Raw genomic sequence first — 23,829 nt, 5'->3', positions numbered from 1 at the left:
TTGAGGTCCGGGTGAAGCCGGACCGTCGCTAGTTCATGGGCGTACTCATCGCGTACTCATCGAGTGCTCATCGCAATCTCGACCTGCTTTCGACTCGCGAGGTACCAGGCCGCACGGGGTTCCGTACGGCACGTCTTACGGTGTTGCCTGCTCGGCAACTGTTGTCTGCTCGACGTATCGGCGCAACGCCTTTGTGTCGAGCGGCCCCGGGACGCGCAGTGCCCGCGGGAACGCCCGACGGCGTACCGCCTGGTCGAAACAGACCAGGGCGGGGTGTACGTAGGCACCCCGGCCGGGCAGCGTACCGCGAGGATCGGGGGCGCACGCGTCCTCGATCCTCACGATCCGCAGGAGATCGTTCTTGGCCGCCCGCTCCCGGCACCCCACACAGGTGCGCTCAGGGCATGCTCGGGCGTGCGTCCGGCCAGACACCGTTAAGTCTACCTCCCCGTACCGACCTCACCCCTTCGGGGCAAAGATCGAACGGTTGTTGTCGTAAACCAAGCGACCTGCGGCTTGGATCTGTTCCCGGCCGGACCCCCGGCGCCGGCCGATTACCCGGCCGGCTGTTCGGTGTCCGGACGGATGTCGATGCGCCAGCCGGTGAGGCGGGCGGCGAGGCGGGCGTTCTGGCCCTCCTTGCCGATCGCGAGCGACAGCTGGTAGTCCGGTACGGTCACCCGGGCGGACCGGGCGGCCATGTCGACGACCTCCACCTTGCTCACCCGAGCGGGTGACAGGGCGTTCGCCACCATCTCGGCCGGGTCGTCCGACCAGTCGACGATGTCGATCTTCTCGCCGTTCAGTTCGCCCATGACATTGCGCACACGGCCGCCCATCGGGCCGATGCAGGCGCCCTTGGCGTTCAGGCCCGAACGGGTGGACCGTACGGCGATCTTGGTGCGGTGACCGGCTTCACGGGCGATCGCGGCGATCTCCACCGAACCGTCGGCGATCTCCGGCACCTCCAGGGCGAAGAGCTTCTTCACCAGGTTCGGGTGCGTGCGGGAGAGGGTGACCGACGGTCCGCGGACGCCCTTGGCGACCCGGACGACGTACGACCGCAGGCGCATGCCGTGCGGGTAGGTCTCGCCGGGCACCTGCTCCTGCACCGGCAGGATGGCCTCCAGCTTGCCGATGTCGACCAGCACGTTCTTCGGGTCGCGGCCCTGCTGGACCACGCCGGTGACGATGTCGCCCTCACGCCCCGCGTACTCGCCGAGCGTGGCGTCGTCCTCGGCGTCGCGCAGCCGCTGCAGGATCACCTGCTTGGCGGTGGTGGCGGCGATACGGCCGAAGCCGGTGGGGGTGTCGTCGAACTCGCGGGGCTCCTGGCCCTCCTCGAGGTCCTCGGGGTCCTCCTTCGCCCACACGGTCACATGCCCGGTCTCCCGGTTGAGCTCCACGCGCGCGTGTCGGCGGCTTCCCTCGGTGCGGTGGTAGGCGATGAGGAGGGCCGACTCGATCGCCTCGACCAGCAGGTCGAAGGAGATCTCCTTCTCCCGAACCAAGCCCCGCAGGGCGCTCATGTCGATGTCCACGGCTACGCCTCCTCCTCTTCCTTCATGTTCTGCTTGTCCGTCTTGTCGGTCTTGTCCTTGCGGCTGAACTCGACCTGCACACGCGCCTTGGCGATCTCCGGGAAGCCGAGTCTGCGGGTGGTGGCCTTGCGGCCCTTGACCCCGGGGACCTCGACGTCGAGACCGTCCTCGTCGGCCTTCAGGATCCGGGCGAGAAGCTCGCCGCCCTCGGTCAGCTGGAACTTCACGAGCCGGTCGACGGCGCGCACGAAGTGCCGGTGCTCGGTGAGGAGGCGCTCCGCGCCGGGGGTTCCGACCTCCAGGTCGTACGCCGCGTCACCCATCGCGTCGGTCTCGTCGAGCTTCGCCGAGAGCGCACGGCTCACATCGGCGATGGCGTCCAGATCCGCTCCGGAGTCGGAGTCGACGACCACGCGCAGCACCCGCTTGCGTCCGACGGAGTCCACGGCGATCTCTTCGAGATCCAGCCCCTGGGACGTGACGAGCGGTTCCAGCAGCTCTCGCAGCCTCTCGCTCTGGGTGGTGCTCATCCGGGTGACTCCTCGGCCGCGTGTGCTGTTGTGGGATGGGTCGCGTGTCTGGTCAAAGGGTATCCGGTCGCGGGGGGTGTTGCGTGCGCGTGTCTCCGGCGGTGGGGCCGGGCGCCCGCCGGCCCGGGGGGCTGCGGTTCGCCGGCGGGCGCGGGTGTCGTGGCTTGTCGCGCGGTTCCTCGCGCCCCTTGGGGTTGGCTGCCTGAGCCGGTGACATGAAGCGGGGGAACGCGCGGGTACCGTGATCACGGCGGGCCGCCCTCCCGCCCGTGTGTTCGTACGAGCCCCCGAGGACGTCAGCCGTGCCGTACCCCCCACCCCTGCGCACCCCCTCGGGGCCGCGCAGAAGATCCCTGCTCGCCTCGGCCGCCGGCGCCGCCCTGCTGACGGGCTGCTCGGCCGGGCCGGACTCGGGCGGCAGCAGCGGCCCGTCGCAGACGGCACGGGCACGCGCGCGTGCGGCGCGGGACAGCCGGACACTGCTGGAGCGGTACGACGCCGTCCTCGCCGCGCATCCGGGGCTCGCGGAGCGGCTGCGCCCGCTGCGCACCCAGGTCGCGGCCCACGCCGCGGCCTTCACGGACGGCGCGTCAGCGTCGGCACCGGTCTCGGCGTCCTCCTCCCCCGCCCCCGTCCCGGCCACCGAGAAGGCGGCGCTCGCCGGGCTGGCCGCCGCCGAGCGCAGCCTCGCCGACCGGCGCGCCAAGTCCCTGCTGGAGGTGCCCGGTGAGACGGCCCGGCTGCTGGCGTCGGTGGCGGCGGCGGGCGCCACGCACGCGTACCTGCTGACGGAGGCGGCGAAGTGAGCGGCAAGGCGAAGGACGAGGCGAAGGCGGCCGAGCTGACCGCGCTGCAGGCGGCGCTGGCGGCGGAACACGCGGCGGTGTACGGGTACGGCGTCGTCGGCGGCCGCGTCGACGCGGCACGCCGGAGTGAGGCGCGGGCGGCGTACGACGCCCACCGGGCGCACCGCGACGCGCTGATCCTCGACGTCCGCGACCTGGGCGGCCAGCCGGTCGCCGCGGACGCCGCGTACGCGCTGCCGTTCCCGGTGCCGGACACGGCCGCGGCCGTACGGCTCGCCGCCCGGCTGGAGGAAGGGCTGGCCGGCGCGTACGCGGACCTGGTGCGGGCGGCGACGGGCGCCCGGCGCGGGGCGGCCGCCGCGGCGCTGCGGGAGGCCGCGGTGCGCGCGGTGCGCTGGAGCGGGGAGAGCGTAGCCTTCCCTGGGCTCGCCGAGCGGGCCGGCGAGGGGACGGGCGCGGCCGGCGCGGCCCCGTCGGCCTCCGCCTCGGTGGCACCGTCACGGTGACCCGGTGAGCGCCCGTACGACCCTGACGACAGGACCCGGACTGGAAGGGAACAACTCGCGCATGGCTTTCGAACCGCCGCCGCGCCTGGTACGGGCGCTCGGTGAGACGGCACCGGCCCAGGACGCCTGGCTGGCGGAGCTGCCCGCGATCGCCGAACGGGCCGTCGCCGGGCGCGGGTTGACCGTGGAGCGGGTCCAGGTGCCGGGCGGGCGCAGCAGCCTGGTGGTGCTGGTACGGCGGGCGGACGGCACCCCGGCCGTGCTGAAGCTGGCCCCGCCCAGGGCCCGCCCGGAGAGCGAGCGGGCGGCGCTGGCGCACTGGGGCGGACTGGGCGCCGTCCAGCTGCTGGAAGGAGCCCCCGCGGACGCCGAGGCGGGCGTGCTGCTGCTGGAGCGGCTGCACCCGGATGTGTCGGTGCGGTCGCTGCCGGAGGCGAAGGCGCTGCTGGAGGCGGCGGGGACGCTGAGGCGGCTGTGGGTCGAGCCGCCGGCCGGCCCGGTCTTCGAGACCGTCGCCGAGCGCACCGGCCGGCAGGCGACGGCGATGAGGGCGGGCGCCGAGGCCGCCCCGGAGGCGGCGGCGCTGGTCGACGCGGCGCTCGCGGCCCGCGAGGAGCTGGTGGCCGCGCCGCCCGAGCGGCTGCTGCTGCACGGCACGTTCCGGCAGAGCAAGGTGCTCGCCGCGGAGCGGATGCCGTGGCTCGCGGTGGGGCCGGATCCGGTGGTCGGCGAGTGTGCGTTCGATCTGGCGCGGCTGGTGCGGGACCGGGTGGAGGACCTGATCGCGGCTCCGTCCGGAGCGGCGATCGTCCGGCGGCGCGTCAAGCGGCTCGCGGAGTCGCTGGAGGTGGACCAGGAGCGGCTGCGCGGGTGGACGCTCTTCCGGGCCGTGGAGTCGGGGGTGCGGGCCCTTCGGGTGGGGCGGCCGAAGGACGGGGAGTTGTTGCTGGAGTTCGCCGGGTGGCTGTGAGCCGGCTGTGCTGCCGGCCGTGGTGGTCCGGGGTCGTCCGGACCGTCGTGGCACCGCGGGTCGCGCTCCGGTCGCCCGCGGTGTTCCCCGCGCCCTTCCGGGCGCGGGGAAACCACCCCCTGACTACGCCGTCAGACGGGCGATCGCGTCCTCGACCGACAGTTCCTCGCGCTCGCCGGTCCTGCGGTCCTTCAGTTCCAGGACGCCCTCGGCGGAGCGGCGGCCGGCGACCAGGATCTGCGGGACGCCGATCAGCTCGGCGTCGGTGAACTTCACGCCCGGGGAGACGCCGGCGCGGTCGTCGACCAGCACGCGGACGCCCGCGGCGGCCAGCTTCTCGGCGACGTCGAGGGCCAGCTCGGTCTGCAGGGCCTTGCCGGCGGCGACCACGTGCACGTCGGCCGGGGCGACCTCCTTGGGCCACACCAGGCCCTTGTCGTCGGCGGTCTGCTCGGCGAGCGCGGCGACGGCGCGGGAGACGCCGATGCCGTAGGAGCCCATGGTGACGCGGACCGGCTTGCCGTGCTGGCCGAGGACGTCGAGCTTGAGGGCGTCGGTGTACTTGCGGCCCAGCTGGAAGATGTGGCCGATCTCGATGGCGCGGTCCAGCTTCAGGCCGGTGCCGCACTGGGGGCAGGGGTCGCCCTCCTGGACCACGACGACGTCCACGTACGCGTCGGCCTCGAAGTCACGGCCGGCGACGACGTTCCTGGCGTGGGTCTGGTCCTTGTTGGCGCCGGTGATCCAGGAGGTGCCGGGGGCCACGCGCGGGTCGGCGATGTAGGTCACCTTCTCGCCCAGGCCCTGCGGGCCGACATAGCCGCGGACCAGGTCGGGACGGCCGGCGAAGTCCGCCTCGGTGACCATCTCGACGGCGGCCGGGGCGAAGTGCGCCTCGACCTTGCCGAGGTCCACCTCGCGGTCGCCGGGCACGCCGACGGCGACGATCTCGCCGTCCACCTTCACCAGCAGGTTCTTCAGCGTCGCGGAGGCGGGGACGCCGAGGGAGGCGGCCAGGGTCTCGATGGTGGGGGTGTCGGGGGTCGGGATCTCCTCCAGCGCGGGGACGTCCGAGCCGTCGACGGGTCGCAGGGCGTAGGTGATCGCCTCGGTGTTGGCGGCGAAGTCGCAGTTCGGGCAGTCCGCGAAGGTGTCCTCGCCGGCCTCGGCGGGGGCCAGGAACTCCTCGGACTTCGAGCCGCCCATGGCGCCGGCGGTGGCCGCGCAGATGCGGTAGTCGAGGCCGAGGCGCTCGAAGACGCGCTGGTAGGCCTGGCGGTGCAGGGCGTAGGACCGGGCGAGGCCCTCGTCCTCCAGGTCGAACGAGTACGAGTCCTTCATCAGGAACTCGCGGCCGCGCAGGATGCCGGCCCGGGGGCGGGCCTCGTCCCGGAACTTGGTCTGGATCTGGTACAGGATCACCGGCAGGTCCTTGTAGGACGTGCACTGGTCCTTGACCAGGAGGGTGAAGATCTCCTCGTGGGTGGGGCCGAGGAGGTAGTCGCCGCCCTTGCGGTCCTGGAGCCGGAACAGCTCCTGGCCGTACTCGTCCCAGCGGCCGGTCGCCTCGTAGGGCTCGCGGGGCAGCAGGGCGGGCAGCGTGACCTCCTGGGCGCCGATGGCGTCCATCTCCTCGCGGACGATCCGCTCCACGTTGGAGAGGACCTTCTTGCCGAGGGGCAGCCAGCTCCAGATGCCGGCGGCCGTGCGGCGGACGTAGCCGGCGCGGACGAGGAGCTTGTGGCTGAGGACCTCGGCGTCCGCCGGGTCGTCGCGCAGCGTCTTCGCCATCAACTGGGACATGCGCTGGACCGGTGCGTTGGCCATGGTTCTCGTACTCCTGCCAGGTAAGGGTGATGGCATAGGAGGTTAGCCGGGCTGGCTGTGCCGGTGGAAATCGGTTAGGACGCGGGTGCTATGCGCGGCGCAGCGGCAGCGGGGCGCCCATCACCGCGTACGGCCGTGGCGCGCTCGGGAAGTGGACCCGGCGGGCGAGGTCCACATAGCCGAGGGAGTGGTACAGGCCGCGGGCCGGGCTGTCGGTGTCGATCGCGGAGAGGATCGAGCGGGGTTCGCTGGCGGTGTCGGTGATGGTGGTGATCAGACGGCGCCCGATGCCGCGGTTCTGATGGCCGGGGTGGACGTGCAGTTCGGTGATCACGAAGGAGTCGTCCAGCCAGAAGTCGTTGCCGCCCGCGCGCAGGTAGGGCTCCACGACGGTGGACCACCAGTGGGTACGGCTGTTGGGCATGCCGTACACGAATCCGACGAGGTGTCCGTCGGCGCTCGCGCCGAGGGCCCGCGCGCCCTGGTACTGCATGTGGCGCTGGACGATCTGCCGTCGTACGGCGACCTCTTCGGGGCCGAGGCCGAAGGCGACGGCCTGGACGGCGAGGGCCTCGTCGACGTGGGCTGCGAGGTCCAGGGGGCCGATCACGAGGTCCATGCGGGGAGCGTACAGGGCGTTCAGAACAGCACACTCATGAAGGCGCCCACCTCTTGGAAGCCCACCCTGCGGTACGCCCGCCGCGCCGCCGTGTTGAAGTCGTTCACGTACAGGCTGACCACCGGAGCCACGTCGGCGAGGGCGTAGCGCAGGACGGCGGCCATGCCCGGCGCCGCCAGGCCCCTGCCCCGGTACTCCGGGGCCACCCACACGCCCTGGATCTGGCAGGCCTGCCGGGTCGCCGCGCCGATCTCCGCCTTGAAGACGACCTTGCCGTGCTGGTCCAGGCGGGCGAAGGAGCGGCCGGCGCCGACGAGTTCGGCGACACGGGCCTGGTAGAGCAGGCCGCCGTCGCCGGCCATGGGCGATACGCCCACCTCCTCGGTGAACATCGCCACGCACGCCGGCATGATCGTTTCCATCTCGTCCTTGCGGACGCGGCGGACGTAGGGGTCCGGGGCGATGTCGGCGGGCATGCGGTCGGTGACCATCAGGGGCTGCTGGGCACGGACCTCGCGGGCGGGCCCCCAGTTGGGCTCCAGCAGGCGCCACAGCGCGGCGGTGGCTTCGGCGGGGCCGACGATGGAGGAGCAGCGGCGGCCGGCCCGGCGGGCGCGGTCGGCGAAGGCCCGGACGGCGCGCGGGGTGGCGCAGACCGGGACCAGGTTGGCGCCCGCGTAGCACAGGGACGTGAGCATGCCGTCCTCGTACCAACCCCACATCTCGCCGCCCAGGCGCCACGGGTCCAGTCCGGCGACCTGGACCCGGGCGGTCACGAAGGCGTTCGCCACCGGCTCGCGGTCGAGGACGGCGAGCGCGGCGTCGAGGTCACTCGGTTCGAGCACCCGAGAGGTGGTCTGGGTCAACACGTACGGGGCCTCACCCTGGGGTTCTGCTGATCCCCGCACTATAGCTGCGCCCGCCTGGCGGTGCGCCTTCCAGCTCGGGCGGCCTCGGTTCGCCGGCGACTGCGGGCCGGGGGCGGCTTGTCGCGCGGTTCCCCGCGCCCCTTCCGGGGCGCCGCACCCGCCGCCGGGATGGAGGCTCAGCCCGCCACGGACACCGACGGTTCGCCCGACTGCACGCCCTCGGCCTCCATCTGCTCGGCCAGCTTCATGGCCTCCTCGATGAGGGTTTCCACGATCTTGGACTCGGGGACGGTCTTGATGACCTCGCCCTTGACGAAGATCTGGCCCTTGCCGTTGCCGGAGGCGACGCCGAGGTCGGCCTCGCGGGCCTCGCCGGGGCCGTTGACGACGCAGCCCATGACGGCGACGCGCAGCGGGACCTCCATGCCGGTCAGGCCGGCGGTGACCTCTTCGGCGAGCTTGTAGACGTCGACCTGGGCGCGGCCGCAGGACGGGCAGGAGACGATCTCCAGGCCGCGCTGGCGCAGGCCGAGGGACTGGAGGATCTGGAGGCCGACCTTGACCTCCTCGACGGGCGGGGCCGACAGGGAGACGCGGATGGTGTCGCCGATGCCCTGGGAGAGCAGGGCGCCGAAGGCGACCGCCGACTTGATCGTGCCCTGGAACGCCGGGCCGGCCTCGGTGACACCGAGGTGCAGGGGGTAGTCGCACTGCTCGGCGAGCTGGCGGTAGGCCTCGATCATGATGACCGGGTCGTTGTGCTTGACGGAGATCTTGATGTCCCGGAAGTCGTGCTCCTCGAAGAGGGACGCCTCCCACAGGGCCGACTCGGCCAGGGCCTCAGGGGTGGCCTTGCCGTACTTCTGCAGCAGGCGCCTGTCGAGGGAGCCGGCGTTGACGCCGATGCGGATGGGGGTGCCGTGGTCCTTGGCGGCCCTGGCGATCTCCGCGACCTTGTCGTCGAACTGCTTGATGTTGCCGGGGTTGACGCGGACCGCGGCGCAGCCGGCCTCGATGGCGGCGAAGACGTACTTGGGCTGGAAGTGGATGTCGGCGATGACCGGGATCTGGGACTTCTTCGCGATCGTGGCGAGGGCGTCGGCGTCGTCCTGGGTGGGGCAGGCGACGCGGACGATCTGGCAGCCGGACGCGGTCAGCTCGGCGATCTGCTGGAGCGTGGCGCCGATGTCGGACGTCCGGGTCGTCGTCATCGACTGGACCGAGACGGGCGCGTCTCCGCCGACCGCCACGCTTCCGACCTGGATCTGCCGGCTCTTCCGGCGCTCGGCGAGCTTGGTCGGAACGGACGGCATGCCGAGAGAAATCGCAGTCATCTGCTGTGCAACCCCAAGTCGTGGATCAAGGTCCGGCCCCGCGGGCGGGCGGGCTCCAGGCTTCGAGATTACGGCACGGGCTCTGGCCCGAGCACATCCCACCCGGCAAACCCACTCGATGGAAGGCGGCCCGGACCACAGGGTTCCGGGCCGCGTCGAACATCGGGCGGCTAGGAGATTTTCACCGGGTTGACCACGTCCGCGATCAGCACCAGGACGGTGAAGCAGACGAAGATCCCGGCCACCACGTACGCCACCGGCATCAGCTTCGCCACGTCGAACGGTCCCGGGTCCGGGCGGCGGAGCACCCTGGCCACGTTCCGCCGGAGCGCCTCCCACAGGGCGCCCGCGATGTGCCCGCCGTCGAGCGGGAGCAGCGGGAGCATGTTGAAGAGGAACAGGGAGAGGTTGAAGCCGGCGAGGAGCATCACGAACCCTGCCACCTGCTGGGAGGCGGGGATGTCGAGGGTGGCGATCTCGCCGGTGATGCGGGCCGCGCCGACGATGCCCATCGGGGAGTCCGGCTCGCGCGGGCCGTTGCCGAAGGCCGCGTTCCACAGGGCCGGGATCTTGCCGGGCAGTGCGGCGAGGGAGTCGACGGCGTCGCCGACCCGGTCGGACATCCAGGTCACGGACTGGCCGAAGTCCTGGTGGACGACGCCGGTGGCGGAGCTGAAGCCGAGGAAACCGGCCTCGACGTAGCCGTTGACGTACTGTCCGCCGGCGTCCTTCTTGGCGACCTTGTTCTTGGTGATCGTCGCGTGCAGGGTCTGCTGTTGCCCCTTGCGGTCGACGACGATCGCGACGTTCTTTCCGGCGCTGTCGCGGATGAGGTCCGAGAGGGTGTTCCAGTCGGTGGTCCGCACGCCGTCGAAGGAGACGATCTTGTCGCCGGCCTTCAGGCCGGCCTTCTGCGCCGGGGAGACCGGGTCGGACTTCTTGCAGGTGTCGCGGTGCTCGCTCTGGGCGATGGCGCAGGGCGACACGGAGGCGACGGTGGTGGTCTGCTGCTGGATGCCGAAGCCCATGAGCACGGTGAAGAACAGGGCGATCGCGAGGATCAGGTTCATGAAGGGGCCGGCGAACATGACGATGACACGCTTCCACGGCTTGCGCGTGTAGAACATGCGGGTCTCGTCACCGGGCTGCAGTTCCTCGAAGGCCGCGGAGCGGGCGTCCTCGATCATGCCGCGCCACGGCGAGGTCGAGCGGGCGGACACCCGGCCCTCCTCGTCGGGCGGGAACATGCCGATCATGCGGATGTAGCCGCCGAGCGGGATCGCCTTGAAGCCGTACTCGGTCTCGCCCTTCTTCCGCGACCAGATGGTGGGGCCGAAGCCGACCATGTACTGCGGGACGCGGATGCCGAAGAGCTTGGCCGTGGACAGGTGCCCCAGCTCGTGCCACGCGATCGAGACGAGCAGGCCGACGAAGAAGACCCCTATGCCGAGGATGAACATCAACGTCGTCATGCACGCGCCTCCGCGGTTGCCGTCGTGGCTGTCAGTTCGCGGGCCCGGGCGCGGGCCCAGGTCTCCGCTTCGAGGACGTCCGACACCGTGAGCGAAGTTCCCGTGACGGGGGTGCCGTGCTCCTCGACGACCCGGGTGACGGTCTCCATGATCCCGTTGAAGGGCAGCGCGCCGCTGCGGAAGGCCTCGACGCACTCCTCGTTGGCCGCATTGAACACCGCCGGGGCGGTCCCCGCGAGCCGCCCCACGTGCCGGGCGAGGTCGACCGACGGGAAGGCCTCGTTGTCCAGCGGGAAGAACTCCCAGGTGGAGGCCTGGTTCCAGGCGAAGGCGGGCGCGGCGTCGGGGACGCGTTCGGGCCAGCCCAGACCGATGGCGATGGGCCCGCGCATGTCGGGGGGCGTCGCCTGGGCGATCGTGGAACCGTCGGTGAACTCGACCATCGAGTGAACATACGACTGGGGATGCACGACCACCTCAATGCGGTCGAAGGGAATGTCGTAGAGGAGGTGTGCCTCGATGACCTCCAGGCCCTTGTTGACGAGGGTCGCGGAGTTGATCGTGATCACCGGGCCCATGGCCCAGGTCGGGTGGGCGAGGGCGTCCTCGACGGTGACGTGCGCCAGCTCGGCCTTGGTGCGGCCGCGGAAGGGGCCGCCGGAGGCGGTGACGACCAGCTTGCGGACGTCGGCGCGGGTGCCGCAGGCGAGGGCCTGGAAGAGGGCGGCGTGCTCGGAGTCGACCGGGATGATCTGGCCGGGCTTGGCGAGCGCCTTGACCAGCGGCCCCCCGACGATCAGGGACTCCTTGTTGGCGAGCGCGAGGGTGCGGCCCGCCTCCAGGGCGGCGAGGGTGGGGGCCAGCCCGATGGAGCCGGTGATGCCGTTCAGCACCGTGTGGCAGTCGGAGGCGGCGACCTGGGTGGCGGCGTCCGCTCCGGCGAGGATGCCGGGGAGCGGCTCGCCGGGGCCGTACTCGGCGGCGAGCGCCTCGCGCAGGGCGGGTACGACGTCCTCGCGGGCGACCGCGACGGTCCGCACCCGCAGCCGGCGGGCCTGCTCGGCGAGGAGGGCGACCCGGCCGCCGTTCGCGGACAGGGCGGTGACCCGGAAGCGGTCGGGGTGGCGCAGCACGAGGTCGATGGCCTGGGTGCCGATGGATCCGGTGGAGCCGAGGATCACCACGTCCTTGGGGCCGTCGCCCGCGCGGGGGTCGTAGACGAGGTGCGGGTCGGCGAGGGGCGCCGGATGGGCGGGGCTGTCGGTCATCCCTCCATTGTGGCCGCATGCGGTGGGTGTCAGGACAGGGCGTCCCCCGGGCGGGGGTGTGGAGAGGGTGCGCCGCCGGGTGGAGCGGTTTTCCCGTTGTGAGGCATCCGTGAAGATCGTGTGATAACAGTTCGGTCTCAAGATCGGTGCCGGGGAGCGCCGGGGATCCACCCCGGTCGCGGCCCGGACACCGCGCCGGACAAGGACCGGGACCGTCACGCCCGGGTCGGGGCGACGCGATTCCGGACGACGAGTACCGCCGAAATCGCGCGCGTCGGGGCTTCGGTGATGGCATCCTTCTGCGTCGGGGCCCGCGAAGAGGGGCCAAACGGGGAGGAGTCACCACCATGAACCGCATGCGCACGACGGCCGTCCTGGCGACGACCGGTCTGCTGACCGCCGCTCAGCTCGGCCTGGCCGGGGGCGCGTTCGCCGCCGCCAAGACGCCGAGCAGCAGCTCCGGCTGCCCGCTCACCCTGAGCTACCCGACGCGTTTCTACATCAACTCGAACCACTGGGTGACCAACGGCGGCCTGTACTTCGGCATCAAGAACAAGAGCACGACCAAGAGCTTCAAGAAGGTCAGCTTCACCGTCACGGATGTCGCCAACATCCGCTTCGGCTCGGCCAAGGCCACGGGCGGCCGGGTCACCCACAAGACCTCGAAGACGGTGACCGTGTACACCGGGACGCTGAACAAGAAGGCGAGCCTCGGCGTCAAGGTGCAGACCCACCTGCTCAACACCCACTCCTACAAGGTGAAGTTCACCCTGCGCGGCTCGGGCTGGACCTGCGCCGTGAACCAGGGCACCTGGGGCAACTGACCCCAGGCGCCCGGCCTGCCGGACCAGGAGGGGCTCAGCCGCCGAAGGGGCGGCGCTCGTTCTGCCGTGTGGACGCTCCGGGGGTCGCTTCGGCGATCCACGGGCCGTCTCCGGACGGATCGATGACCCCTTCCTCCAGCCAGGTGTAGGCACCGCCGAGAACGCCCTTGACCACACTCCGGTCAAGGGCGTCGGTGTTGGTCCACAGCCGGTCGAAGAGTTCCTCGACCCGGATGCGGGCCTGCCGGCAGAAGGCGTCGGCCAGCTGGTAGGCCTCGCGGCCGTGTTCGTCCCGGCTGCGCAGCAGTTCGGCCCGGACACAGGCCGCGCTCATCGCGAACAGTTCGGCGCCGATGTCCACGATCCGCCCGAGGAAGCCCTGCTTGGTCTCCATCCGGCCCTGCCAGCGGGACATGGCGTAGAAGGTGGAGCGGGCCAGCTTGCGGGCGGTGCGCTCGACGTAGCGCAGATGCCCGGACAGATCTACGTCGTGTTTGAACTCGCCGTAGGACGTGGGCAGTTGCCCCGGTCCGGCGACCAGTTTCGGCAGCCACTTGGCGTAGAAGACACCCGCGCTGGCGCCCGCTTTCGCCTTGTCGGACAGGGACTTGTCGGGGTCGATGAGGTCACCGGCGACCGAGAGGTGGGCGTCGACGGCCTCCCGGGCGATCAGCAGGTGCATGATCTCCGTCGAGCCCTCGAAGATGCGGTTGATGCGCAGGTCGCGCAGCATCTGCTCGGCCGGGACCGCCCGTTCGCCGCGCGCCCTGAGGGACTCGGCGGTCTCGTAGCCGCGTCCGCCACGGATCTGGATCAGTTCGTCGGCCATCTTCCAGGCCATCTCGGAGCCGTAGAGCTTGGCGAGCGCGGCCTCGATGCGGATGTCGTTGCGGTCCTCGTCGGCCATCTGCGAGGACAGGTCGAGGACGGCCTCCAGGGCGAAGGTGGTGGCCGCGATGAAACTGATCTTGGAGCCGACGGCCTCGTGCAGCGCCACCGGCTTGCCCCACTGCTCGCGCTCCGCCGACCATTCACGGGCGATCTTCAGGCACCACTTGCCGGCGCCCGCGCACATCGCCGGCAGCGAGAGCCGGCCGGTGTTGAGGGTGGTCAGCGCGATCTTCAGGCCCGCACCCTCGGGGCCGATGCGGTTCGCGGCCGGCACCCGCACCCGGTGGAATCGGGTGACGCCGTTCTCGATGCCGCGCAGGCCCATGAAGGCGTTGCGGTTCTCGACCGTGATGCCCTCCGCGGCCGCCTCCACGACGAACGCGGTGATGCCGCCCTTGTGCTCCTCGGACTTCGGCACGCGCGCCATGACGACGAGGAGGTCGGCGACCACGCCGTTGGTGGTCCACAGCTTCACCCCGTCGAGGACGTAGTCCTCGCCGTCGGGTACGGCGGTGGTGGCGAGCCGCGCCGGGTCGGAGCCGACGTCCGGCTCGGTGAGCAGGAAGGCGGAGATGTCGGTGCGGGCGCAGCGGGGCAGGAAGGCGTCCTTCTGCTCCTGGGTGCCGAACATCTTCAGCGGCTGGGGGACGCCGATCGACTGGTGGGCGGAGAGCAGCGCGCCGACGGCGGCGCTCGCGGAGCCGACCAGGGCGAGGGCCTTGTTGTAGTACAGCTGGGTGAGACCGAGACCGCCGTACTTGGGGTCGATCTTCATGCCGAGGGCGCCGAGCTCCTTCAGGCCCGCCACGACCTCGTCGGGGATACGGGCCTCGCGCTCGATGCGGGCTCCGTCGACGGTGCTCTCGCAGAACGCGCGCAGCTTGGCGAGGAACTCCTCGCCGCGCCGGACGGACTCGTCGTCGGGGAGCGGATGGGGGTGGATGAGGTCGAGCCGGAAACGCCCGAGGAACAGTTCCTTGGCGAAGCTGGGCTTGTGCCAGTCCTGTTGCCGGGCGGCCTCCGCCACCTGGCGTGCCTCGCGCTCGGTGACGGTGGTTCGTGAAGTGGTGGGGGCGGACATGAGGCTCACCTCGCCGCGAAGAGGGATGATTGCGGACCGTTCGCTACCGACCAGTGCTACTGGATCGTTGGTACCCGAAACGGGCCGACCCCACCACCCCTCGCGCGTCCGTTCAGCGGATATCCGGCCGGGCGGCCGGCCGATGTCGACCGAGCAGGACGTGGTGTCGAGGCGCCCCGAGCCCTTGAAGACCTCGGTGCCGGACTCGGTCCCGGACACGTACTCGTCGTCGCCGAGCGGCTTGCGCCGAACGAGTGCCTGGGTGCAGTCGTCCAGGTTCAGGGTCGCGCCGGTGGTCTGGGTACGGCGTACGAGGGAGTACACCTTTCAGCCGATGTCGCTCTGGTGGACGTCCCGTCGAAAAGGCGCTGTCGAAGCGCTTCAAACCGCTTGGAGCACGGATGGTCGCCCTCGCACTGATGATCCCGCTGCGCACCGACATGTACGTGCCGGTGATGATGGAGATCGCCATCGCGGTGGCCACCACGGCCCCTACGCACGGCTACGACGTCCTGCTGCTCACCGGGGAGGAGGGGCCGGACGCGGTGCGCCGGGTGACCGGCAGCGGGCTCGCCGACGCGATGATCCTGATGGACGTCGAGCTGCAGGACGAGCGGCTGCCGCTGCTGCGGCAGACCGACCAGCCCTCGGTCCTCATCGGGCTGCCCGCCGACACAGCGGGCCTGACCTGCGTGGATCTGGACTTGAGCGCGACCGGCGCGCTGTGCGTCGAGCACCTGGCGGAGCTCGGTCACCGTGATGTCGCAGTCATCGGCGAGGCCCCGGCCGTCTACGAGCGGCATACCGGCTTCGCCGAGCGCACCCTGGACGGACTGCGCACCCGCGCCCGCGGGTCGGGCGTACGGGTGCTGCACCGGCCGTGCGGGGGCGGGTACGACGCGATGGCCCTCACCCTGGCCCGGATCTTCGACGAGCGCCCGGCGACGACCGGGTTCGTTGTGCAGAACGAGTCGGCGGTGGAGCCGCTGCTCGCGCTGCTGCGCCAGCAGGGCCGGGCCGTTCCGGAGGACGTGTCCGTGGTCGCGATCTGCCCGGACCAGGTCGCCGTCCAGGCCTCGGTACGGCTGACCTCGGTCGCCGTCCCCGCACCGGAGATGGGCCGGCACGCGGTCGAGCACCTGGTGGCCAAGCTGGACGGGCGGGGCAGCGACGAGGTCGTGCTGATCGCACCCGAACTGACGGTACGGGCGAGCTCGGGACCGGCCCCGGCCGCCTCCTGACCCACGCCCGCCGGACCCCCGGCCCGCGCCGGCCCGACCCCCCTCCGGCACCCGCCCGGTCTCCGCGATCGTCTGCGACTTCTTCCACCGGACCCACCTCGGCGGTGTGTCGGCGAGGCGGTGTCCAGGGAGGCGCGGGCGATGCGGGCCCGCGACGACCGCGTCGGCCTCAACGCCTGGGCGCCGACGGTGAACCTGCTGCGGCATCCGCTGTGGGGCCGTGACGAGGAGGCCACCGCGGCCGCCCTGCTCGCCGGCGTGGACAGCTTGACCGACCACGGCACGGAGTCCGGGCGGATCCCGCACCGGGGCAGGGGGCGCTGGCACAGGGCCTGTTGACCGAGGCGGGCCTCGACGCCGCCGTACGCCGCCAGCTCCCCGTACGCTTCCGGCTCGGCGCATTCGGCCGACACCGGCCTGTCGGCGCGGGCCGACGGTGGCACGCTGCGGGTGTCCTGCACGGTCACGAACACCGGCGACCGCACGGCGGACGAGGTGCCCCAGCCGTGGGCAGGACACGGACGGCGGGCGACGCGGTGACCCCGGCGGGGAGCGGGACGACCGGGGAACTGGTCCACCGTTCCCGCGACTTCGGCACGGGCGTGCGCGAACTGACCCCACAACTGCCGGCGAGGGGTCGGGCCCTCGCGGCCCGCGCGACGCGGACATGCCGACGTCCCGGGTCGGGGACCCGGGCCGTCCTGAGGGCGGGGCGCCAGGGCGCGAGCCCTGCCGAGTGCCGAGGCGTCAGCTGTGGTGGGCCGCCTTCGCCAGGGCCGGCACGAAGCGGAGGGCGTTCAGGGTGCCCACGCCCGTGGCCATGTCGTAGCCGTTGACGGCCTTGTAGCCCTTGACGCCTTCATAGCTGTTGTCGGTGCCGTCGTTGACGTCGACGACGCCCGGGTTCTTCTGCTGGAGAAGGGTGTAGAGGGCCCCGTTGATGTCGCCCAGACGGTGACCGGCCACCTGGTCGGCGAGGGCGACGATGCCCGAGAAGAGCGGGCTGGCCTCGCTGGTGCCGCCGCTGACGTCCCAGCCGGTGGCGGTCGGGTCGTAGCTGGAGTAGACCCAGGCACCGCCGTTGACCGCGGCGGCCATCGAGATGTCCGGGGTGCCGCGGCGGGTGCCGACGACGTTCTTCACGCCGTTCTGGAAGGACGGCCGCGTGAACACGTGGGACTGGCCGCCGCCGCCCGCGCCGTAGTCGTTGTAGACGCTGTCCGGCTTGACCCGCTCACCCTTGTCGTTCAGGTGGAGCTGGGTGCCGCCGATGGAGGTGACCAGCGGGTCCGCCGAAGGCCAGGAGTTGACGCGCTTGTTGTAGTACGTCTTGCCGTCCAGCTTGTTGTCGGTGGCGCCACCGTCACCGGACGAGGCGAGGACGGTCACGTGCTTGCGCTGGGCGTCCTCGAAGGCGTACCGCAGCTTCTTGATGCTCGAGAAGTCGCCCCTGCCGAAGCCCGGGAAGGTGTTCTCGGTGGCGCCGAAGCTCTGGCTGATGACGTCGCCGACGCCGTGGTCGATCAGGTACTTCTCGGCGGACATCATCTCCGGCAGACCGGTGGTCCCCTCGGTCTCCGAGACCGCCGTCTCCACCAGGACGATCTTGGCGCCGGGCGCGACGGCGTGGGCCATCTCCACGTCCAGCGTGGTCTCGCCGGCCCAGCCGGTCATGTCGGAGTTCTTGGGGTCGAACGCGGGGACGTGGCCCCACTTGACGACCTTGACCTTGGTGCTGGGCAGCCCGAACTGCTTGCTGTAGACGTCCAGGTCGTGCTGGACGGTCGGCGACCCGAACGAGTCGACGATGACGATCGTCCGGCCCTTGCCCGTGATGCCCTTCTTGTACAGCGGGTTCAGGTTGTACGCCGTGCGGTACTGCAGCGGGTTGTAGCAGTTGATGTGCCACTTGGCCTGACACTGCGCGATGGGCAGGGGGCTGGCCACGCCGTGGACGAGGGCGTGCCCCGCGACGGCCGGCTGCGCGAAGGTGTGCGGTACGCCGGCGGGCGCGGCGGTGGTGGCGCCGGCCTGGGAGGTGGCCGCCAGTGCGGCGGCGACGAGTGCGACGGTGGCGGCGGACGCCGCGACGCCGCGCCCGGTACGGGCTATGTGCATGTGGTCCCCTGAGTGTCCTGAGACGCCCCGAGCCGGACGAACCGGCGGGACGAACTGGTCAGGCGCATCTCATCGGGAGAGTCATGGACAGAACAAGACTCTTGAACCGCCGATATCAAATCCTTTACCAGCAGGCAGGAAACAGGCTACCCCGGGCACTCGCACACGCGAACGGCCGGAGCCCCCGCACAGTGGGCTCCGGCCGTTCAGGCTGACCTGTCCGTGGCAGGTCAGAGCGCGAGACCGGTGAGAACCAGCACGCGCTCGTAGGTGTAGTCCTCCATCGCGAACCGCACGCCCTCGCGGCCCACACCGGACTGCTTGGCACCGCCGTACGGCATCTGGTCGGCGCGGTAGGACGGGACGTCGCCGACCACCACACCGCCGACCTCCAGGGCGCGGTGGGCGCGGAAGGCGACCTGCACGTCGTGGGTGAACACGCCCGCCTGGAGGCCGTACTTGGAGTCGTTGACCGCGGCGAACGCCTCGGCCTCGCCGTCCACCTTCTGCACGGTGAGAACGGGACCGAAGACCTCCTCGCAGGCGATCGTCGTGTCCGCCGGTACGTCCGTGAGGACGGTGGGCGCGTAGGAGGCGCCGTCGCGGTCGCCACCGGTGAGGAGCGTGGCACCGGCCTCGACGGCCTCCTTGACCCACGCCTCGACGCGCTGGGCGGCGTCCTCGCTGACCAGCGGGCCGACGTCGGTCTTGGCGTCGCTCGGGTCACCGGTGACCTGGGCCTCGACGGCGGCGACGATACGCGGCAGCAGACGGTCGTACACCGACGCGTCGGCGATCACGCGCTGCACCGAGATGCAGGACTGGCCGCCCTGGTAGTTGGAGAAGGTCGCGATGCGGGTCGCGGCCCAGTCCAGGTCCGCGTCGGAGGCGTAGTCGCCGAGGACGACCGCGGCTCCGTTGCCGCCCAGCTCCAGCGTGCAGTGCTTGCGCGGCACCGAGTCCATGATCGCGTAGCCGACCTTCTCGGAACCGGTGAAGGAGATGACCGGCAGGCGCTCGTCCTGGACGAGGGCGGGCATGCGGTCGTTGGCGACCGGCAGGATCGACCAGGAGCCGGCCGGCAGCTCGGTCTCGGCGAGCAGCTCGCCGATGACCAGGCCGGACAGCGGGGTGGCCGGGGCCGGCTTGAGGATGATCGGGGCACCGGCGGCGATCGCGGGGGCGACCTTGTGGGCGCACAGGTTCAGCGGGAAGTTGAACGGCGCGATGCCGAGCACGACACCCTTCGGGAAGCGGCGGGTGATGGCCAGCCGGCCCTGGCCGCCGGCGTCGGTGTCGAGGCGCTGGGCCTCGCCGCCGTTGAACCGCCGGGCCTCCTCCGCCGCGAACCGGAACACGGACACGGCCCGGCCGACCTCGCCGCGGGCCCACTTGATGGGCTTGCCGTTCTCGGCGGAGATCAGCTGGGCGATCTCCTCGGTGCGCTCGGCCAGCCGCTTGCTGACGTGGTCGAGGGCGGCGGCGCGCACGTGCGCCGGGGTGGCGGCGAACTCGTCCCGTACGGCGTACGCGGCGGCCACGGCCTCCTCGACCTGGGCGTCGGTCGGCACACTGACCTTGCCGACGAGCCGGCCGTCCCACGGGGAGGTGACGTCGAAGGTGTCCTCACCGGTGACCTGGCGGCCGGCGAGCCAGAAGGCGTGGGTGGAAGTCATGTCGTGAGTCCCGGCCCTTCCGCGTTGGGGGTGTTCTTTCGGTTCGCTGTCCACGGTAGGGCGGGGACGGCCGGGGGTCGCTTGTCCGAGTCGTAGCACTCGGGGCGGGGGGTGCGCCGGAATGGCGGGGTGGAAGGGTGGGAAGGGCGGGGTCGCCTCCGGTGCCCGGGAGGTGAGCGAGTCCGGGGCGCAGCGCGCGGGGCTCCCCGGGGGGCGGTCACTCCGTCGACGTCGCCTTCAGGGCGAGCCACAGCTCCATCCGGACGTCGGGGTCGTCCAGGGACCGGCCCAGGATCTCCTCGACCCGGCGCATCCGGTACCGCAGCGTGTGCCGGTGCACCCCCAGGTCCGCCGCGGCCGCGTCCCACTGCCCGTGCCGCGACAGCCAGGCCCGCAGCGAGGCGACCAGATCCCCCCGCCCCGTCGCGTCGTGCTCGTACAGCGGCCGCAGCAGCCCGTCGGCGAACGCCTTCACCGCGTCGTCGGCCAGCAGCGGCAGCACGGACCCCGCGGCCAGCTGCTCGTGCTCCACCAGCACGCGCCCGCGCCGCCGGGCCACGGACAGCGCCTGCTCGGCCTGCTTGTAGGCCGCCGCCGCGGCGATCGGACCGGCCGGCGCGGACAGCCCGACGACGAGCTCGTCCTCGTCGGACCCGTTCTGCTCGGGCACCGCTCGCGCCGCCTCCAGCGCCGCCGCGTACTGCGTACAGGCGGCCACCGCCGCGCCCCCGTCGGCGGCGAGCACCACCAGCCGCTCCCCTTCGGGCACGACCAGGACGGACTCCCCGGAGCGGGCGGCGGCGGACTCCACGGTCTCCGTCAGCCCGCCCAGCGGATCCCCGCCGGTGCCGGCGGCGGCGAGAGCGGCGGCGGACGCCTGCTGGGCAGCACCGTTCACCCGCGCCGGAGCGGGCGCGTGGGCATGGGCATGGGCATGGGCATCCGCGTGCGCCCGCGCGGCCGAGCCGGACACCGACTCGGCGACGATCATCCGGAACGGCGCGTCGAGCAGCCCGCCGTACAGGTCCCCGGCGACGGACCGGGCGTGGTCGGGCTGCCCGGCGAGCAGCATGCGCAGCACCGCCGTGCCGATGCGCTGCTCGGCCGCGTACAGGGAGCGGGAGCGTTCGGTGGTGAGGGTGAGCAGGGCGATGGCGGAGTGGACGGCGTACCGTTCGGCGGTGCCCAGGGCCGCGGCCGTACCGACGGCGAGCGCGGCGCGCGGCCGGCGTCCCGTCCCCAGGGAGTGCAACTCGACCCGGTCCTCGTGATCGGGCCCGCCGACCACGGAGGAGGCCGGCGCGGGCCGCTCCCGCAACCGCTCGACGTCGGCGGTCAGCCGCGCGGCACGCCGCCCGGCCCACTCGGGCGCGGCGGCGACGACGGCACCGGAGGCGTCGTACAGGGCCGCCCACCCGTCGACCTGGGCGGCGAGCGCGCCGAGCAGCCCCTCGGGTCCGGCGTTGAGGGCCTGCTTGGTCAGCTCACGCTGCGCGGCGAACCCTGCCGTGACGGCGCGGTACTGATCGGCGGCGATGGCGGCGGACACGGCCTTGCTGATGGCGAGGAAGGGGGTGCGGCGGGGGACCTCCAGCAGCGGCAGCCCTTCTTCCCGGGCGGCCTCGACCAGCGCCTCGGGAATCTCCTCGTAGTTCACCCCGACGGCGAACCCGAGCCCGACGACACCGGCCCCGACCAGACGCTTCACATACCGCCGCATGGCCTCCCGGTCCTCCGCGTCCAGCTTGAGGGCGGTGATCAGCAGCAGCTCGCCGCCCTCCATGTACGGCACGGGGTCGGCCAGCTCGCTGACGTGGGCCCAGCGGACGGGCACGTCGAGGCGGTCCTCGCCCGCGCGCACGGTCAGCTTGAGCGCGGAGTGGTGGACGAGCGAGGCGAGGGTCGGGGGCATGGGGCCTTCACGGTGAGGGAGATCCGGTGATCTTTTGGCCGCGACGTATGAACGGCCTGTGCCGATTCTGCCTCACCGTACGGTCCCGTGCCGCCCCCTCACCCCCGCAGGTCCACCAACAACGGCGGCGCGTGCTCCCCGCGCACACTCGTCAACGACAACACGGCATGCCCCGCCGGCACCCCATGAGCCAACTCAGAAGCCGACCAACGCTCCCGCTCGACCTGCCGCACGGTGACGGCGCGGGCGGTGGGCGCCTGTCCGGTGATGACCCGGCGCAGCATGTGCACGGCCTTGCCGGCCGGGGTCTCGGCGATGATCTGCCGGTCGGTGACGTCCCGGGTCTCGGTCCACTCCTTGCCCCACACGTCCGCGAAGTCCTGCCCGTCCCAGGGAGTGACCCCGGACAGTGCCATGCGGCAGCCGATGGCGCCGAGCAGCGGCCCGCGCAGCGGCCTGGGTACGTCGTCCAGCGTGCGCAGGGTGAGCACCGCACCGGCCCCCGCGGAACGCAGCCGCTGGATGCTGCGGACCGCCTCCGGGGTGACGGCGCCGGAGGCGTCGTCGAGGATCAGGCAGGCGAACAGCGACCGGTCCTCCCGCACTGTCACGGCGGCTGTGAACTGGGCGAGCACCAGCCGGGCCAGGATCCGGGAGGCGTCGCCGTGACCGCGCTGGGGCAGGTCGATGCGGACGCGGACCGGGTGGTCGAGGGCCTTGAGCGAGAACGGCCGGCTCTGCCCGGAGGTGTCGAAGAAAGGGGCGAAGGCGGGCCGGTCGAGCAGCGCGATCCGGTCCGCGAGCACGGTACCGACGTCACCCGGGTGCGCCATCTGCCGCTCTCGGGCGTCGAGTTCGCGCAGCAGGCCGTCCTGTCCGGTGTCCGTCAGCGCCTTGCGCAGCGCGGCGAGCGGGCCGGGGGCGCCGTCCAGGAGCCCGCGCAGCTCGGGCACGGAGGGAAAGCGGTCGTGGACGGCGCGGAAGGGGCCGAGCAGTTGGGCGAGGACCGTGGTGGAGCGCCGGCTGTCGCTGCCCGGGTGCGGGTCGGCGAGGTCACCGACGAGGGCCTCGGCGAGTATGGCCGCGGCCTCGTCAGGGTCGGTGGTGCCGCCGTAGAGGTCGAGGTCGTAGACGGAGTCCGGGTGGCCGATGCGTACGACGACGTCGTAGCCCTCCGCGGGGCCGAGCCCGGCGCCCGCCGCGCCGACGACCACGACGGAGGCGCGTCCGGCGAGAGCGTGCAGGCACAGGGACTCGGCGAGCGGCCGTACCACCGCGCCGGTCTTCCCGGAGCCGGACGGGCCGACGGCGAGCAGCGAGGTGCCGAGCAGCCCGGGGTCAAGGCCCAGGCCGGCACCGCGGTAGTGGTAAGGGTTGCGGGGGTCGTCGGCGGTCGTGCCGAGCCGGACCTGACCGGTCAGCAGGTCGTGGCGGGCGTGCCGGACGGGCAGGTCGCGCTCGCCGGAGGGGTGCAGGCAGGCGCCGGAGCCGTCCTTGAGCACGGCACCGGTGAAACCGGCCAGGGTGTGCCGCCCCGACCGCACGCCCTGCCAGGCCCGGCTGATCCGCGCGTGATCGACATCCCGCATGAGCCCGGCCTTCGCCTCGGCAGCCAGCCGCTCGGCAGCCTCGTGAGCACCGGCCTGGCGCAGGTGGGGCCATTCTGCGGGGTCCTGCTCGGGTGCGGGCGGGCGCTCGGTCACCGGCCTGGCCGGACGCCAGGCGGGCGGGCCGTAGCGGCGCCAGACCTCGCCCCAGCGGCCGAGCCTGCCGACGACGAGCAGAATGGCGAGGGCGATGAGGCTGTAGTAGCCGTACCAGAGGAAGGCCCGCGAGACGTTGCTGTCGCTGTTGCGCCAGGAGTCGGGCACGAGCAGTTGCAGGGGCAGCACCCACCAGCTGCCGAGGTAGCCGTTCCACAACAGGGACCACACCAGCCAGCCGACGAGGAAGGCGATGAGAGCACCGCTGATCAGCTGCCGGGCCGGGGTCTGCTCGGGCTCCTGCTCGGGCCGGGGCCGGTGTCCGAGGCGCCATACACCGGGCGCCGCCTCCGGGCGGGGGGTGCGCAGCCAGGTCAGGAAGGGCGAGCCGTCCGGTCGCGGTGGTGCGCCCGGCGGTACCGTCGGCATCGGTGGTGTGCCGTTGTGCTCGAAGGGTGTCGCTGGGCGGGGTACAGGATGCGCATGCGTGCCGCGTGCGTCCCGTGTGCCGTCGCTGTCCATCTCCCTTGCCCCCTGACCAGCCGTTCCGTCCACCATCAGCGAGCCAATCTAATGCCATGACAAGGGGAGTTCACCGCTTACGCGGCCGAGAGTGCCCGCCGACTGGGCGCACCCCGGTC

19 protein-coding genes and 1 pseudogene are annotated in these 23,829 nt (G+C 72.1%); 6 read left to right on the top strand and 14 right to left on the bottom strand.

The features are described from left to right. Positions 1-135: 135 nt before the first annotated feature. From IE244_RS28610 to rimP, 3 genes are all read right to left on the bottom strand, one after another. Positions 136-432 (bottom strand): YlxR family protein, encoded by a 297-nt coding sequence (locus IE244_RS28610; RefSeq protein ID WP_191876448.1) that lies wholly within the window; start codon positions 430-432, stop codon positions 136-138. A gap of 122 nt (positions 433-554) precedes the next feature. Further along, on the bottom strand, positions 555-1,541 hold the full coding sequence (gene nusA, locus IE244_RS28605) for a transcription termination factor NusA (RefSeq protein ID WP_191876447.1): 987 nt from the start codon (positions 1,539-1,541) through the stop codon (positions 555-557). Between the two features lie 2 nt (positions 1,542-1,543). Then, the gene (gene rimP / locus IE244_RS28600) at positions 1,544-2,071 is read right to left on the bottom strand and encodes a ribosome maturation factor RimP (protein ID WP_191876446.1); all 528 of its coding nucleotides are present in this window, start codon (positions 2,069-2,071) and stop codon (positions 1,544-1,546) included. 302 nt (positions 2,072-2,373) lie between these two features. Here rimP and IE244_RS28595 point away from each other — a divergent pair, with 302 nt between their 5' ends. The 3 genes from IE244_RS28595 to IE244_RS28585 all read left to right on the top strand — a co-directional run bounded on the left by IE244_RS28595 (position 2,374) and on the right by IE244_RS28585 (position 4,353). Continuing rightward, a complete protein-coding gene (locus IE244_RS28595) occupies positions 2,374-2,877 on the top strand; it encodes a hypothetical protein (RefSeq protein ID WP_191876445.1) in 504 nt (167 codons plus the stop codon). Continuing rightward, positions 2,874-3,383 (top strand): ferritin-like domain-containing protein, encoded by a 510-nt coding sequence (locus IE244_RS28590; protein WP_191876444.1) that lies wholly within the window; start codon positions 2,874-2,876, stop codon positions 3,381-3,383. The genes IE244_RS28595 and IE244_RS28590 overlap by 4 nt, the downstream gene beginning before the upstream one ends. 61 nt (positions 3,384-3,444) lie before the next feature. Beyond that, positions 3,445-4,353: an aminoglycoside phosphotransferase family protein gene (locus IE244_RS28585; protein ID WP_191876443.1), complete on the top strand. Its 909-nt coding sequence runs from the start codon at positions 3,445-3,447 to the stop codon at positions 4,351-4,353. A 123-nt stretch (positions 4,354-4,476) separates the two neighbouring features. Here the strand turns inward: IE244_RS28585 and IE244_RS28580 are convergent, their stop codons facing one another. The 6 genes from IE244_RS28580 to dxr all read right to left on the bottom strand — a co-directional run bounded on the left by IE244_RS28580 (position 4,477) and on the right by dxr (position 11,742). Further along, positions 4,477-6,180, bottom strand: coding sequence for a proline--tRNA ligase (locus IE244_RS28580; protein WP_191876442.1), 1,704 nt, complete (start codon positions 6,178-6,180; stop codon positions 4,477-4,479). Positions 6,181-6,268: 88 nt separating this feature from the next. Beyond that, on the bottom strand, positions 6,269-6,799 hold the full coding sequence (locus tag IE244_RS28575; protein ID WP_191876441.1) for a GNAT family N-acetyltransferase: 531 nt from the start codon (positions 6,797-6,799) through the stop codon (positions 6,269-6,271). Positions 6,800-6,819: 20 nt separating this feature from the next. Further along, on the bottom strand, positions 6,820-7,668 hold the full coding sequence (locus IE244_RS28570) for a GNAT family N-acetyltransferase (protein WP_191876440.1): 849 nt from the start codon (positions 7,666-7,668) through the stop codon (positions 6,820-6,822). A gap of 176 nt (positions 7,669-7,844) precedes the next feature. Beyond that, the gene (gene ispG, locus IE244_RS28565) at positions 7,845-9,002 is read right to left on the bottom strand and encodes a flavodoxin-dependent (E)-4-hydroxy-3-methylbut-2-enyl-diphosphate synthase (protein WP_031167487.1); all 1,158 of its coding nucleotides are present in this window, start codon (positions 9,000-9,002) and stop codon (positions 7,845-7,847) included. Positions 9,003-9,172: 170 nt separating this feature from the next. After that, positions 9,173-10,474, bottom strand: coding sequence for a M50 family metallopeptidase (locus IE244_RS28560; protein WP_506005175.1), 1,302 nt, complete (start codon positions 10,472-10,474; stop codon positions 9,173-9,175). Continuing rightward, positions 10,471-11,742: a 1-deoxy-D-xylulose-5-phosphate reductoisomerase gene (gene dxr, locus IE244_RS28555; protein ID WP_191876439.1), complete on the bottom strand. Its 1,272-nt coding sequence runs from the start codon at positions 11,740-11,742 to the stop codon at positions 10,471-10,473. Before dxr ends, IE244_RS28560 begins: the two co-directional genes overlap by 4 nt. A 347-nt stretch (positions 11,743-12,089) precedes the next feature. On the opposite strand from dxr, the gene IE244_RS28550 reads away from it, so the two are divergent. Beyond that, a complete protein-coding gene (locus IE244_RS28550; protein WP_191876438.1) occupies positions 12,090-12,566 on the top strand; it encodes a hypothetical protein in 477 nt (158 codons plus the stop codon). A gap of 34 nt (positions 12,567-12,600) precedes the next feature. Here the strand turns inward: IE244_RS28550 and IE244_RS28545 are convergent, their stop codons facing one another. Continuing rightward, positions 12,601-14,538 (bottom strand): acyl-CoA dehydrogenase family protein, encoded by a 1,938-nt coding sequence (locus IE244_RS28545; RefSeq protein WP_191876474.1) that lies wholly within the window; start codon positions 14,536-14,538, stop codon positions 12,601-12,603. Between the two features lie 254 nt (positions 14,539-14,792). Between IE244_RS28545 and IE244_RS28540 the strand changes: the two genes are divergently transcribed. Then, positions 14,793-15,779: a LacI family DNA-binding transcriptional regulator gene (locus IE244_RS28540; protein WP_373305784.1), complete on the top strand. Its 987-nt coding sequence runs from the start codon at positions 14,793-14,795 to the stop codon at positions 15,777-15,779. Positions 15,780-15,881: 102 nt separating this feature from the next. Next, positions 15,882-16,183 (top strand): annotated as a pseudogene (locus tag IE244_RS28535) (sugar hydrolase); the annotation flags it as partial. Positions 16,184-16,526: 343 nt separating this feature from the next. On the opposite strand, the gene IE244_RS28530 reads toward IE244_RS28535, so the two are convergent. The 4 genes from IE244_RS28530 to IE244_RS28515 all read right to left on the bottom strand — a co-directional run bounded on the left by IE244_RS28530 (position 16,527) and on the right by IE244_RS28515 (position 23,710). After that, positions 16,527-17,897, bottom strand: a complete 1,371-nt coding sequence (locus IE244_RS28530; protein WP_031167463.1) for a S53 family peptidase — start codon at positions 17,895-17,897, stop codon at positions 16,527-16,529. A gap of 230 nt (positions 17,898-18,127) precedes the next feature. Continuing rightward, the gene (locus tag IE244_RS28525) at positions 18,128-19,573 is read right to left on the bottom strand and encodes an aldehyde dehydrogenase family protein (RefSeq protein ID WP_191876437.1); all 1,446 of its coding nucleotides are present in this window, start codon (positions 19,571-19,573) and stop codon (positions 18,128-18,130) included. 217 nt (positions 19,574-19,790) lie between these two features. Next, positions 19,791-21,485 (bottom strand): PucR family transcriptional regulator, encoded by a 1,695-nt coding sequence (locus tag IE244_RS28520; protein ID WP_191876436.1) that lies wholly within the window; start codon positions 21,483-21,485, stop codon positions 19,791-19,793. A 98-nt stretch (positions 21,486-21,583) separates the two neighbouring features. Further along, entirely contained in the window at positions 21,584-23,710 is a 2,127-nt protein-coding gene (locus IE244_RS28515) for an ATP-binding protein (RefSeq protein ID WP_191876435.1), read from the bottom strand. Between the last annotated feature and the right edge of the window lie 119 nt (positions 23,711-23,829).

This window comes from Streptomyces filipinensis (assembly GCF_014649495.1).
GTDB lineage: Bacteria > Actinomycetota > Actinomycetes > Streptomycetales > Streptomycetaceae > Streptomyces > Streptomyces filipinensis.
This window is presented reverse-complemented; position numbering and strand designations above follow the sequence as displayed.